Genomic DNA, 15224 nt, shown 5'->3' with positions numbered 1-15224 from the left:
GAACGAACGTGGGCATCGGAGCGGTACGAGGGGGAAGTGGACCGACATGAGTGACCACGACAAGCTGCGCGAGTACCTGAGGCGCGCGATCGGCGAGGCACAGGAGGCCCGTCGGCGGCTGCACGACGTCGAGGAGCACTACACCGAGCCGATCGCGATCGTGGGCATGGCGTGCCGGTACCCGGGTGGGGTGCGTTCGCCGGAGGACCTGTGGCGGTTGGTCATGGAGGAGACGGACGCGATCGGTGAGTTCCCGACCGACCGGGGTTGGGATCTCGACGCGCTCTACGACCCGGATCCGGATCGGGCGGGTACCTGCTACACGCGCAACGGCGGGTTCCTCGCGGACGCCCTCGACTTCGACGCCGACCTGTTCGGGATCAGTCGTCGTGAGGCGTTGGCGATGGATCCGCAGCAGCGGTTGTTGTTGGAGTCGTCGTGGGAGGCGTTGGAGGACGCCGGTCTGGATCCGTTGGCGTTGAAGGGCTCGCGGACCGGGGTGTTCGCCGGGGTGATGTACCACGACTACGCCGGACGGCTCCCCACCATTCCCGCCGAGCTGGAGGGATATCTCGGCAGCGGCAGCGCGGGCAGCGTCGCCACCGGCCGGCTCGCCTACACCTTCGGCTTCGAAGGACCGGCCGTCACCGTGGACACGGCGTGTTCGTCGTCGTTGGTGACGCTGCATCTGGCGGCGCAGTCGTTGCGGTCGGGTGATTGTGGTTTGGCGTTGGCCGGTGGGGTGACGGTGATGTCGACACCGGATGTCTTTGTGGAGTTCTCGCGGCAGCGAGGGTTGTCGGTTGATGGTCGTTGCAAGGCTTTTGGGGCGGGTGCGGATGGCACGGGGTGGTCCGAGGGTGTCGGGATGCTGGTGTTGGAGCGGCTGTCGGACGCGCGGCGCAACGGTCATCGGGTGTTGGCGGTGGTGCGGGGGTCGGCGGTCAACCAGGATGGCGCGTCGAACGGTCTGACCGCGCCGAACGGGCCGTCCCAGCAACGACTCGTGCTGCGCGCGTTGGCGAACGCTCGGTTGTCCACAGTGGATGTTGATTTGTTGGAGGGGCACGGTACCGGTACGTCGTTGGGTGATCCGATTGAGGCGCAGGCGTTGTTGGCGACGTATGGGCAGGATCGGGTTGGGCCGGTGTGGCTGGGGTCGTTGAAGTCGAATATTGGACATGCGCAGGCGGCTGCTGGTGTTGGTGGGGTGATCAAGACGGTGATGGCGTTGCGGCACGGAGTTATGCCGCGGACTCTGCATGTGGACGAGCCGTCGTCGCATGTGGACTGGTCGTCGGGTGCGGTGTCGTTGTTGGCGGAGTCGCGGGAGTGGCCGGTGGTGGATCGGCCGAGGCGGGGTGCGGTGTCGGCGTTCGGGGTGAGTGGTACCAACGCCCACGTCATCCTCGAACAGGCCGAGGAGCCTGCCCAAACCGACGAACTCCCCCAGGACGGCCCGCCGACGCCGGCCGCGGTGCCCTTCGTGTTGTCCGGCCACACCGAGGATGCGTTGCGTGCGCGGGCGGCCCAACTGCGCGACCGGTTGCGCGACTCGCCCGACGAGGTCGCGGACGTGGCGTTCTCGCTCGCCGGCCGGACCTCGATGGAGCACCGGGCGGTCGTCGTCGGCCGGGACCGGGGCGAACTGCTCGACGGCCTGTCGTCCCTGTCGCTGACCGGAGTCGCCGACCTCGGCGGCAAGGTGGTGTTCGTCTTCCCCGGGCAGGGTGCGCAGTGGGTGGGGATGGGTCGGGACCTGCTGTCGGAGTCCACGGTGTTCGCGGCGCGGATGCGGGAGTGTGCCGACGCGTTCTCCGGGTTGGTCCCGTGGGACCTGTTCGAGGTGCTCGACGACGCGGCGGCGTTGGAACGCGACGACGTGGTGCAGCCGGCGTCGTGGGCGGTGATGGTCTCGCTCGCCGAGGTGTGGCGTTCTGCCGGGGTGGCGCCGGACGCCGTGGTCGGGCATTCACAGGGGGAGATCGCGGCGGCGGTGGTGGCGGGCGCGTTGTCGTTGCGTGCCGGGGCCGAGGTCGTCGTTCGCCGTGGTCGGGCCATCGCGGAGGTGTTGACCGACCACGGTGGGATGCTGTCGGTGGGGTTGCCCGCCGACGTGGTGGCGGCGCGGGTCGCCGGTCGTGATCTCGCCGTGGTCGCGGTGAACGGTCCACGGTCGGTCGCCGTGGCGGGCGGGTCCTCGGCGCTCGCGGAGCTGGCGACGGAGTGCGTCGCGGAAGGGGTGCCGGCGCGGCGGGTGCCCATCGGGTACGCGTCGCACACGGCGCGGGTGGAGGACGTTCGGGAGCGGGTGCTCACCGACCTGAGCGGGATCGTGCCGGCGTCGGCCGAGGTGCCGATGTTGTCGACGGTGACGGGGGAGTGGCTGACCGGTACCGAGGTCGATGCCGAGTACTGGTTCGCGAACCTGCGGCAGCCGGTGCGGTTCGCGGCCGGGGTGCTCGCGCTCGCGGAGCAGGGGTTCTCGGCGTTCGTCGAGATGAGCCCGCACCCGGTGTTGACCTATGGGACACAGGAACTTCTTGAGGAGGTCGGGCACGACGCGGTGGTGACCGGCACGCTGCGTCGCGGCGAGGGCGGCCTGGCGCGGTTCCTGCTCTCGGCCGCCGAACTGCACGTTCGCGGTTTCAGTCCGAAATGGACGGAGTTGCTGCCGGGCCGGCGCCGGGTCGACCTGCCCGCCTACCCGTTCCAGCGGCGCCGCTACTGGTGGGACGCCACGAACGCGGACGGGGCCGACGGCACCGGGCACCCGTTGCTCGGCGCGGCGGTGCCACTCGCCGACGCCGACGGGACCGTGTTCACCAGCCGGCTCTCGGTGGCCACCCACCCGTGGCTCGCGGACCACACCGTCGGCGGCCGGGTCTGGTTGCCCGGCACCGCCTTCGTCGAGCTGGCCGGCCGGGCCGGTGACCACGTCGGCTGTGGACACCTCACCGAGCTGACCGTCGTCGCGCCGCTGGAGCTCCCGGATCGGGGCGCGGTCCGGCTGCAGGTCGCGGTCGGCGCCCCCGACGACCACGGCGCGCGGTCGGTCGCCATCTTCTCCTCCGCCGACAACGGCGAACGGACCGGCGAGCGGACCGGCGAGTGGACCAGGCACGCGACCGGAGTACTCGCCACCAGCCAGCCCGGCCCACGGCACGGGTTCGCGGCCCAGTGGCCGCCGCCCGGCGCGCAACCCGTCCCGCTGGACGGGCTGCACGCCGATCTCGCGGCCGCCGGCCTCGCCTACGGCCCGACCTTCCAGGGACTGCACGCGGCCTGGCGCCGTGGCGACGAGGTGTTCGCCGAGGTGCGCCTCGCCGAGCCGGCGCAGGGCGACGCGGAGCGGTTCGGCCTGCACCCGGCGGCGCTCGACGCGGCCGTCCGGGCCTTCGGCCTCACCGCCACCATCAGCGGCGAACAGACCCGGCTGCCGTTCACCTGGTCGGGGGTGACCCTCCACGCGGTGGGCGCCGCCGTGCTGCGGGCCCGCATCGTGTCCACCGGGCCCGACACCGCGTCCATCGATCTCGCCGACGCGGCGGGGAACGCGGTCGCCACCGTCGAGTCGCTCGCGTTCCGGGCGATCTCCGCGACTACAGCGGCCCAGCGCCACGACGCGCCGCTGCGGGTGGACTGGGTGGCGCCGACCACGGCCCTGGTGCCGGTCGACCCGACGAGCGTCGTGGTCGTCGGCGGGGCCGACGAGCGCGACGCGGTCCTGCGCGGACTCGACGTGCTGCGCGGTGACCAGGACCCGCTGGTGATCGTCACCGGCTCGGCGACCACCGACCCCGTCGCCGCGGCGGTCGGCGGCCTGGTGCGGGCCGCGCAGGCCGAGCAGCCGGGCCGGATCGTGCTCGTGGAGTCCGACCACACCGATGCGGACACCCTCGCCGGTCTCGCCCTGCCCGCCGACGAGCCGCAGGTCGCGCTGCGGGACAACGCCGTGTCCGTGCCGAGGCTGGTCCGTGCGCGCGAGACGCTGCCGCAGCCGTCGTGGCGCCTCAACCTCGTCGGCCTGTCCGGACTGGACGACCTGGGGTTCGTCGCGCACGAGCCGCCGCCGCTGGAGCCGGGGCAGGTCCGGATCGCCGTGCGGGCGGCCGGCATGAACTTCCGCGACGTCCTGCTCGCTCTCGGCGTCATCGACGGGCACGACGACCCGCGCGGCGAGGCGGCCGGTGTCGTCACCGAGGTCGGCGCCGAGGTCACCGACCTGGTGCCCGGCGAGCGCGTGTTCGGTCTGGTCGAGGGGGCGTTCGCGCCGACGGCGGTGACCGACCGCCGGATGCTCGCCCGGGTTCCGGACGGCTGGTCCTACCGACGGGCGGCCGCCCTGCCGATCGCCTACCTGACCGCCTCCTTCGGACTGGTCGACCTGGCCGGTCTCGGGCGGGGCGCGTCGGTGCTCGTGCACGGCGCGGCCGGCGGCGTCGGCATGGCCGCGGTCCGGCTCGCCCAGCACCTCGGCGCCGAGGTGTACGGCACCGCCAGCGAAGGCAAGTGGGACGCGCTGCGCGCCAGCGGCCTCGACGACGAGCACCTCGCGTCGTCCAGGACGCTCGAGTTCGCCGACCGGTTCCCGCCCGTGGACGTGGTGCTCAACAGCCTGTCCGGCGAGTTCGTCGACGCGTCGGCGCGACTGGTCAAGCCCGGCGGGTGGCTGCTGGAGATGGGCAAGACCGACATCCGCGAGCCCGACTCGTTCCCCGGCATCACCTATCGCGCCTTCGACCTCGCCGAGGCGAGTCCCGAGCGGATGGGTGCGCTGCTCGCCGAGGTCGTCGCGCTCGACGCCGACCTGCCGGTGACCGCCTGGGACATCCGGGACGCGGTCGGCGCGTTCCGGTCCATGCAGCAGGCCAGGCACGTCGGGAAGAACGTGTTCACCGTGCCGCGCGCCATCGACCAGGACGGGACCGTGCTCATCACCGGCGGTACCGGCGCCCTCGGGCGGCTCGTCGCCGGTCACCTGGCGGCCGCGCACGGGGTCCGCCGGCTGGTGCTGGCCAGCCGCGGCGGTGGCACCGTCGAGCCGATCGAGGGCGCCGAGGTCGAGGTCGTCGCCTGCGACCTCGCCGACCGCGCACAGACCGAACGCCTGCTGGCCGCCATCCCCGACCTCACCGCCGTCGTGCACGCGGCGGGGGTACTGGACGACGCGGTGATCGGCGAGCTGACCCCGGACCGTGTCGACCGGGTCCTGGCGCCGAAGGTCGACGCCGCGCACCACCTCGACGAGCTGACCCGCGACCGCGACCTGGCGGCGTTCGTGGTGTTCTCCTCGGCCGCCGGTGTGTTCGGCGGGCCGGGACAGGGCAACTACGCCGCCGCCAACGCCGCGCTGGACGCCGTGGCCAGGCGGCGGCGCGCGGCCGGCCTGCCCGCGCTGTCACTGGCGTGGGGCATGTGGGAGCGGGCCAGCGGGATGACGGGACATCTCACTGAGACCGACCTGCGCCGGCTGCGCCGCGCCGGTGCGGCGCCACTGTCCGACGAGGAGGGTCTGGCGCTGTTCGACGCCGCCCTGCGCCAGACGGCGGCGGCGGTCGTGCCGGTGAAGCTGGACACGGCGGGGCTGCGCGGCGAGGTGCCGCCACTGCTGCGGGGCCTGGTCCGGCCCTCGGTACGCCGTGGTGTCGCCGACGCGCGTCCCGGTCAGCACGGCACGCTCGCCCAACGGCTCGCGACGCTGCCGGAGGCCGAGCGGCTCGGCGCGGTGTTGGCCGTCGTCCGTGCCGAGGTGGCCGCGGTCCTGGGGCTCGGCACGGCCGACTCGGTCAGTGCGAGCCGCGCGTTCCGCGAGATGGGACTCGACTCGCTGACCGCCGTGGAGCTGCGCAACCGCCTCGCCGCGGCCAGCGGGCTGCGGTTGCCGGCCACCACGGTGTTCGACCACCCGTCGGCGACCCGGCTGGCGCGACGACTGCTCGACGACCTCGGCACGGCCGCGCCGGGTGCGCGGCCGGCTCCGGCTCCGGCGCCGGTGGTCACCGACGAGCCGATCGCCATCGTGGGGATGGCCTGCCGCTTCCCGGGTGGGGTGCGTTCGCCGGAGGACCTGTGGCACCTGGTGTCCACCGGTGGTGACGCGATCGGCGACTTCCCGACCGACCGGGGGTGGGACACCAGCGTCGCGGCGACGACAACCCGTCAGGGCGGCTTCCTCGACGGAGCAGGTGACTTCGACCCCGACTTCTTCGGGCTCTCGCCGCGTGAGGCGCTGGCGATGGACCCGCAGCAGCGGCTCCTGCTGGAGGTGAGCTGGGAGGCGTTCGAGCGCGCGGGCATCCGGCCCGGCCGGCTGCGGGGCAGCCGTACCGGCGTGTTCGTCGGCGGCATGCGGCAGGACTACGGGCCCCGGTTGCACGACGAGGCCGGCGACTCCACCGGCTACCTGCTCACCGGCAGCGCGGCGAGTGTGTTGTCCGGGCGCATCTCCTACGTCTTCGGCCTGGAGGGGCCGGCGGTCACCGTGGACACGGCGTGTTCGTCGTCGCTGGTCGCGCTGCACCTGGCCGGCCAGTCGCTGCGCGGCGGCGAGTGCGACGTCGCGCTGGCCGGCGGCGTCACGGTGATGGCGTCGCCGGGAACGTTCGTCGAGTTCTCCCGGCAGGGTGGGCTCGCCCCGGACGGCCGCTGCAAGTCGTTCGCCGCCGCGGCCGACGGCACCGGGTGGTCCGAGGGCGTCGGCGTGCTGGTGGTCGAACGGCTGTCCGACGCACGGCGCAACGGCCACCGGGTACTCGGTGTGGTGCGCGGCTCGGCGGTGAACCAGGACGGCGCCTCCAACGGGTTGACCGCGCCGAACGGTCCGGCGCAGGAGCGGGTGATCCGCGCCGCGCTGCACACCGCCGGTCTGACGCCCTCGGAGGTGGACGCCGGCGAGGCGCACGGCACCGGCACCCGGCTCGGTGACCCGATCGAGGCGAACGCCGTGCTCGCCACCTACGGTCAGGACCGCGCGGCACCGTTCTGGCTCGGCTCGGTGAAGTCGAACATCGGTCACACCCAGGCGGCGGCCGGGGTGGCCGGCGTGATCAAGATGGTGCAGGCGATGCGGCACGGTGTCCTGCCGGCGACGCTGCACGTCGACGAGCCCTCCGCGCACGTCGACTGGTCCGCCGGGGCGGTCGCGCTGCTCACCGAGCAGGTCCCGTGGCCGAGCACCGGCCGGCCGCGCCGGGCGGGCGTGTCGTCGTTCGGCGTCAGCGGCACCAACGCGCACGTGATCGTCGAACAGGCCCAGGAACAGGCGGCGGAACGGACCGTCGAGCCCGTGACCGACGAGCCGGCCGACGAACCGGTGGCACTGCCGTGGCTGCTCGCCGCCACGGACGACGCGACCCTGCGTGCCGCGGCCGGCGCGTTGCGTCCGCTGGTGGACACGGCGGCCGACCACGACCTCGCCTATGCGCTCGCGACCACGCGGGAACCGTTGCGCCACCGTGCGGTGCTGCTCGGCGCCGACCGCGCACGACTGCTCGACCAGCTCGCCGCCGGCAACGCGGATCCGCGCATCGTGACCGGTACGGCGGTGGACACCGGCCTCGCCGTGCTGTTTCCCGGCCAGGGCTCGCAGCGGGTCGGCATGGGGCAGCGGCTGTACGCCGCGAACCCCGCTTTCGCCGCCGCGTTCGACGAGGTGTGCGCGGTCCTCGACCGCCAGCTCGACCGGCCGTTGCGTGAGGTCGTGTTCGGTGACGCCGACCTGCTCGACCGCACCGGCTACACCCAACCGGCGCTGTTCGCCGTCGAGGTGGCGCTGTTCCGGCTCGTCGAGTCCTACGGCCTCCGGCCGGACGCCGTCGCCGGGCACTCGGTCGGTGACCTCGCCGCCGCGCACGTCGCCGGCGTGCTCGACCTCGCGGACGCGGCGACGCTGGTCGCCGTCCGCGGGCGGCTCATGCAGGAGTTGCCGGCCGGCGGTGCGATGGCCTCGGTCGAGGCCACCGAGGACGAGGTGCGTGCCCGGATCGCCGAGCTCGGTGGGGCCACGGTCGACATCGCCGCGGTCAACGGTCCGACGGCGGTCGTGGTCTCCGGCGACGAGGACGCGGTGGCCGCCGTCGTGGAGTCGTTCCGCGCCGATGCCCGGCGCACCAAGCGGTTGCGGACCAGCCACGCGTTCCACTCCTCCCACATGGAGCCGATGCTCGACGAGTTGCGGTCGGTCGCGGCCGGCCTGTCGTATCGCGAGCCGGCGATCACGATGGTCGCCGGTGACGTGACCGACCCCGAGTTCTGGGTGCGGCACGTCCGGGCGACCGTCCGTTTCGCCGACACGCTCGACGCGCTGCGCGAGCGCGGCGTCGGCACTTTCCTGGAGGTCGGCCCCGGCGGCGTGTTGGCCGCGCTGGTCGACGACGGTGTGGCCGTCCCGCTGCTGCGCGCCGCGCTGGACGAGCCGGACAGCGTGTGGCGAGCGGTCGCCGAACTGCACGTGCGCGGCGTGGAGGTGGACTGGGACCGCGTGCTCGACGGGCGGGGCCGGCCGGTCGACCTGCCGACCTATCCGTTCCGGCACCGTCGGTTCTGGCTGCCGAGTTCCTCGCCCGGCGGTGACCGGCATCCGCTGCTGGACTCCGTGGTGGAACTGGCTGACGGCGGGCTGGTCGCGACGGGGACGTTGTCGACCAGCACGCACGCCTGGCTCGACGACCACCGCGTCGGGGAGCTGGTCGTGTTCCCCGGCACGGCCTACCTCGAACTCGTCCTGCACGTCGGCGAGCGGGCGGGCGCCGGTGTGGTCGACGAGCTGACCCTGCACGAGCCGCTGGTGTTCGCCGAGGACGAGACGGTCGTGCAGATCTCGCTCGACGCGCCGGACGAGCGTGGCCGGCGGTCGGTGGCGGTGCACGCGCGCGGTCGCGACGGCGAGTCGTGGACCAGGCACGCGTCCGGTGTGCTGTCCGGTGTGTCGTCCGAGGACTCGGGCGCCCGACCCGCCGCGCCTGACTGGCCGGCCGGCGGCGAGCGGGTGGATCTCGTCGAGCTGTACGCGACGCTGGTCGACCACGGTCTTCGTCATGGCCCGGCCTTCGGCGGCCTGCACGCCCTGCGGCGCCACGACGGTGAGCTGCTCGCCGAGGTCGAGCTGGTGGAGCAGACCGCGCCGGACGGTTTCGAGGTGCACCCGGCGCTGCTGGACGCCGCGCTGCACGGGGTCGCCGCGCCGGGGTTCGCGACCGAGGAAACCGGTGCCGCGCTGCCCTTCTCCTTCCGTGGCGTGCGGTTGCACGCCACCGGAGCCACGCGGCTGCGCGTTCGGCTGCGTCGCGAGGACAGCGGTGTGGTCTCGGTGCGTGCCGTCGATGCCGCCGGAACGCCGGTGCTGACCATCGACGAGCTCGCCTTCGCCCCGATGCCCACCGGGGGAGTCACGGCACGTGGACTGTCCCGAGTGGACTGGCAGCCGCTCGAACTGCCCGTCGCGCCCCTGGCCGACGTCGACCCGGTCCTGCTGTTGGCGGGGGACGACGACCCGGTCACGGCGGCGCACGCGATCGCGTCGCGGGCACTGGACCTGGTCACGGCGGACCAGCCGGTGGTCGTGGTCACCCGCGGCGCGGTCATGGCGGGGGCGGAGTTCCCGGCGGCGACCGCGTGGGGGCTGGTGCGCGCCGCGCAGGCCGAGCGGCCGGACCGGTTCGTGCTCGTCGACCTCGACCCGGACGGCGACTGGTCCGATGCGGAGGATGCGGCGACCAGCGGCTGGCGGCGGCTGGCGGCCCGCGCCGCGGCCCTGGGCGAACCGCAGGTCGCGGTCCGCGACGGGCAGGCGTTCGTGCCGCGTCCGGTGCGCGCCACCGTGGCCGGCGCACCCGGGTGCGGGGCCGGCGACACGGTGCTGGTCACCGGCGGCACCGGTGCGCTCGGCCGGCTGGTCGCCCGCCACCTCGTGGTCGCGCGCGGCGTGCGGCGGCTCGTGCTGACCAGCCGGCGCGGCGGCGCGGACGACCTGGTCGCCGAGCTCGCCGGGCACGGCGCGCACGTCACCGTCGCGGCCTGCGACGTCGCCGACCGCGACGCGCTGCGGGAGCTGCTCACCCAGCATCCCCCGACCGCGGTCGTGCACGCGGCCGGCGTGCTCGACGACGGCGCGCTGGCCACCATGACCCCGCGGCGGCTGGCCGCCGTGATGGCACCCAAGGTGGACGGCGCCTGGCATCTGCACGAGCTGACCCGCGACCTCGACCTCACGGCGTTCGTCCTGTTCTCCTCCGTGGCCGGTGTGCTCGGCAGCCCCGGCCAGACGAACTACGCCGCGGCCAACGCGTTCCTCGACGCGCTCGCCGAGCACCGCGCGGAGCTCGGCCTGCCGGCCGTGTCCCTGGCGTGGGGTCCCTGGGAGCAGTCCGACGGCATGGCGGCCGGACTCGACGACGTCGCCAGGTCGCGCCTGGCCAGGGCGGGCGTCGGCACGCTGAGCCAGGACGACGGGCTGGCCCTGTTCGACCTGGCGCACGCCTCGGACACGCCGGTGCTGCTCGCCATGAGCGGCGGCGCGCCGCCGCGACGTGCCCGTCGGCGGCCGTCCGCGACCGGTGGCCAGCCGCGTGACCGGATCCTGGCGGCGGTCGATCCGGAGCAGGTCGCGCTGGAGCTCGTGCGCACCGAGGTGGCGACCGTTCTCGGGCACGCCTCGCCGGAGGCGATCGTGGCCGAACGCGCCTTCACCGAACTGGGCCTGGACTCACTGACAGCGGTCGAGCTGCGCAACGGACTCACCGCGGCGACCGGCCTGGCGTTGCCGGCCACGATGGTCTTCGACCACCCGACCCCGGCCGCCGTCGGCCGGTTCCTCGTCGCCGAGCTGCTCGGCGAGGACGTGGCGGAGCAGGCTCGGGTGGTCGCGCGCGACGACGAGCCGGTCGCGATCGTCGGGATGGCCTGTCGTTACCCGGGCGGGGTCCGCACGCCCGACGAGTTGTGGACACTGGTCGAGCGCGGCGGCGACGCGATCGGCGGGTTCCCGACGGATCGCGGCTGGGACGTTGACGGGATCTACGACCCGGATCCGGAGCGTGCCGGCAGGACCTACACCCGGTCGGGTGGGTTCCTGTACGGGGCGGCGGAGTTCGATGCCGAGTTTTTCGGGGTGTCGCCGCGTGAGGCGTTGGCGATGGATCCGCAGCAGCGGTTGTTGTTGGAGTCGTCGTGGGAGGCGTTGGAGCACGCGGGTCTGGATCCGTTGGCGTTGAAGGGTTCGCGGACCGGGGTGTTCGCCGGACTGATGTACCACGACTACGTCGCCAGTCTCGGCGACACGATCGGGGACCTGGAAGGCTATGTCGGCACCGGCACGTCGGGCAGCGTCGCGTCCGGTCGGGTGTCCTACACCTTCGGCTTCGAGGGGCCTGCCGTCACCGTGGACACGGCGTGTTCGTCGTCGCTGGTGGCGTTGCATCTGGCGGCGAAGTCGTTGCGGGACGGGGAGTGCGACTACGCGCTCGCCGGCGGCGCGACCGTGATGTCCACCCCGGGCACCTTCGTCGAGTTCTCCCGCCAGCGCGGGCTGTCACCGGATGGTCGCTGCCGGTCGTTCTCCGCCGACGCGAACGGTGTCGGCTGGGCCGAGGGCGCGGGCATGGTCCTGTTGGAGCGACTGTCCGACGCGCGGCGCAACGGGCACCGGGTGCTGGCCGTGGTGCGCGGCTCGGCGGTCAACCAGGACGGCGCGTCGAACGGGTTGACCGCACCGAACGGCCCGTCCCAGCAACGGGTGATCCGCGAGGCCCTGCGTACGGCCGGACTGTCCACGTCGGACGTGGACGCGATCGAGGCGCACGGAACGGGAACCTCGCTCGGTGACCCGATCGAGGCGCAGGCGCTGCTGGCGACCTACGGTCGGGACCGCGAGACGCCGTTGTGGCTCGGTTCGGTGAAGTCGAACATCGGGCACACGCAGGCGGCCGCCGGGGTGGCCGGGGTGATCAAGATGGTGCAGGCGATGCGGCACGGGGTGCTGCCGCGCACGCTGCACGCGGACGAGCCGACGTCCCATGTGGACTGGTCCGGTGGCACGGTGGCGCTGCTGACCGAGTCGACGCCGTGGCCGGACCTGCGCCGGCCGCGACGCGCCGGCGTCTCGTCGTTCGGCATCAGCGGCACGAACGCACACGTGATCATCGAGCAGGCGCCGGCGGCCACCGGCCCGGCGTCGACCGGCGAGCCGGGTCCGGCGGCGCTCCCGGTGCTGTTGACCGCCAGGACACCGGAGGCGCTGCGCCGTCGGGCCGCCGACCTGTTGTCCTCTGTGGACAGCGAGGGCGTCTCGCTGGCCGAGGTGGCCGCCACCGTGGCGCGACGTGCGGTCTTCGAACACCGTGCGGTGCTCGTCGCCGCCGGTCTCGACGAGTTGCGGGACGCCCTGCGTGCGCTCGCCACCGGTGTCGAGGCACCCAACCTGGTCACCGGGCACGCCAAGGCGACCAGGGTCGCCACGTTCGTGTTCCCCGGCCAGGGCTCGCAGTGGGTCGGGATGGCCCGTGAGCTGCTCGACGAGTCGCCGGTGTTCGCCGAACGGATGCGCGAGTGCGCCCAGGTGCTGTCCACGCTGGTGCCGTGGGACCTGTACGACGTGCTCGCCGACCCCGCCGCGCTGGAGCGGGTCGAGGTGGTGCAGCCGGTGCTGTGGGCGGTGATGGTCTCGCTCGCGGCCGTCTGGTCGTGGTTGGGCGTGACACCGAGGGCGGTGGTCGGACATTCGCAGGGCGAGGTGGCCGCCGCGGTGGTGGCCGGCGGTCTGTCGCTCGCCGACGGTGCCCGGGTGGTCGTGGTGCGCAGCCGACTGGTGGCCGAGCTGGCGGCCGGGAGTGGCGGGATGGCCTCCGTCGGCCGGCCGGCCGAGGAGCTCCCCGACCTCGACGGCGTGTGGGTGGCGGCCGTCAACGGTCCGGCGACCACGATCGTGTCCGGCACCGCCGCCGGCCTCGACGCGCTGACGGCCTGGTGCGCCGAGCGTGCGGTGTGGATGCGCCCCATCGCCGTCGACTACGCCTCGCACTCCCCGCTGATGGCGGCGCTGCGCGAGCCACTGGTGGACGAGCTCGCCGGGATCAGGCCGGTACCGGGTGAGGTGGAGTTCCGCTCGACCGTGTCCGCCGAGGCCATCGACACCGCGACCCTCGACGGCGAGTACTGGTACCGCAACCTGCGCGAGCCGGTGCGCTTCGCCGACGCCGTGGCCGAGCTGGCCGGTGACGTGTTCGTGGAGCTCAGCCCGCACTCGGTGCTGGTGGCGGGGATCGGCGACACCGCGCGGGATGCCCTCGGCGTCGGCACGCTGCGTCGCGACGACGGCGGGTTGGCCCGGGTGCTGGCCTCGGCCGCATCCGCGTGGGTCGCCGGCGTCGCGGTCGACTGGTCGAGGGCGGTACCGGCCGCCGCGCAGGTCGACCTGCCGGGCTACGCGTTCGACCACCGGCGCTACTGGCCGGACGCGGTGCGCCCCGCGCACGGCGGGTCCGCCATCGACGGGGCCTTCTGGGACCTCGTGGACCGCGCCGACGCCGAGGAGCTGGCCAGAACTCTCGGCGTCACCGATCCGCGCCAGGTCGATGCCGTGCTGCCCGCGTTGTCGGCGTGGCGCCGAGGCGCCGTCGAAGGGTCCGAAACCGACGAACACCGGTACCGGGTCGAGTGGCGCCCGGCGCCGGAGCCGGCGGCCCGACTGGCCGGCACGTGGCTGCTGGCCGGCGCCGAGGCCGACGCGGGCGAGGACACCGCACTGGCCGGCGCGCTGCGGGCGGGCGGTGCGACCGTCGTGCCCGTCGCCGATCCGGCCACCGTTGGCCTCGCCGCCGCCGAGAACGGTCCGATCGCCGGCATTCTGTCCACCTGGGACGCCGTGCGCACGCTGGTGCTCGTGCGCGCCGCCCTCGACACCGAGGTGGCCGCGCCGGTGTGGTGCCTGACCGCCGGCGCGGTCAGCGTGCACGCCGACGATCCGCTCGGGGACGTGCGCCAGGCGCAGGTGTGGGGTCTCGGTCGTACCGTCGCCCTGGAGCACCCCGAGTTGTGGGGTGGGCTGGTCGACCTGCCGGCGGCCGGGGGCACCCGGGTGCTCGACCGGTTGGTGTCCGTGCTGGCGGCCGCGGGCGAGGAGGACCAGCTCGCGGTCCGCGAGTCCGGCGTGTTCGTTCGGCGGTTGGTGCGGGCCCCGTTGCTCGGGCGCGGCTCACCGGGGTGGCGACCGAGCGGGACCGTGCTGCTCGGCGGACAGGCCCCCGAGGTCGCGGCGTGGCTGGTCGACAACGGTGCCGAGCGGGTGCTGGTGCACGGTAGGGACGAGTTGTCCGACGTCGCGGTCACGGCGGTGGTGTACGTACCGGACTCCCTTGCCGCCAACGCGATCCCGGACCTCGATCCGAAGGTGTTCGCCGACCAGGTGGATCAGGTGACCGGCCCGGCCGAGGAACTGGACCGGCTCGCCGAGGACGCCGAGGTGTTCGTGGTGTTCTCCTCGGTGGCCGGCGTGTGGGGCGGCGCGTGGCAGGGCGCGCACGCCGCGGCGAACGCCCACCTGGACGGGCTGGCACAGCGGCGTCGGGCCCGTGGCCGGTCGACGGTGGCGATCGCGTGGGGCCTGTGGGACCACGACGTCGATGACGTGGAGCAGGCCCGCCGCGATCAACTGGCGCGGCGTGGCGTCCGGGTGCTCCCCCGCGACGTGGCGCTGCGAGCCATGAGCTCGGCCGTCGCGGCCGGCGACACCACCGTGTCGATCGCCGACATCGACTGGCCGGTCTTCGCGCCGGCGTTCGCCGCGGCCAGGGCCCGGCCGCTGCTCGCCGAGATCGTGGCGGCGGCCGAACCCGAGCCGGAGCGGACAGGCGGCGACCCGATCGCGGCGCGGCTGGTCGGTCTGGACGCCACCGAACGGCGGACAGTGCTGCTGGACCTGGTTCGCGAACAGGTCGCCGGAGTGCTCGGGCACCGTGGCGGGGAGGAGGTCGCGACGGACCGGGCGTTCCGGGAGCTCGGCTTCGACTCGCTGGCGGCCGTCGAGCTGCGCAACCGCCTCGCCACGCGGACGGGGCTGACGCTGCCGCCGACGGTCGTGTTCGACCACCCCACCGTGCATGATCTCGCCGAGTCGTTGCTGGCGGGCCTGACGCCCGCGCCACCGGCCGCGAGCGAGACACCCGACGCCGAGCTGGACCGTCTCGTGGCCCGGCTCGCCGAGGCCGACCCGGCCGAGCGGGTACGGC

1 pseudogene is annotated in these 15224 nt (G+C 74.0%); it reads left to right on the top strand.

Annotated elements, in window-relative coordinates:
* Positions 1–58: 58 nt before the first annotated feature.
* Positions 59–15106 (top strand): annotated as a pseudogene (locus tag BLA60_RS27595) (SDR family NAD(P)-dependent oxidoreductase); the annotation flags it as partial.
* Between the last annotated feature and the right edge of the window lie 118 nt (positions 15107–15224).

The sequence above is a fragment of the Actinophytocola xinjiangensis genome (genome assembly GCF_001921215.1).
Classification (GTDB): domain Bacteria; phylum Actinomycetota; class Actinomycetes; order Mycobacteriales; family Pseudonocardiaceae; genus Actinophytocola; species Actinophytocola xinjiangensis.
Note: the sequence above shows the minus strand (reverse complement) of the source record. Positions and strands in the feature narration are given on the sequence as shown.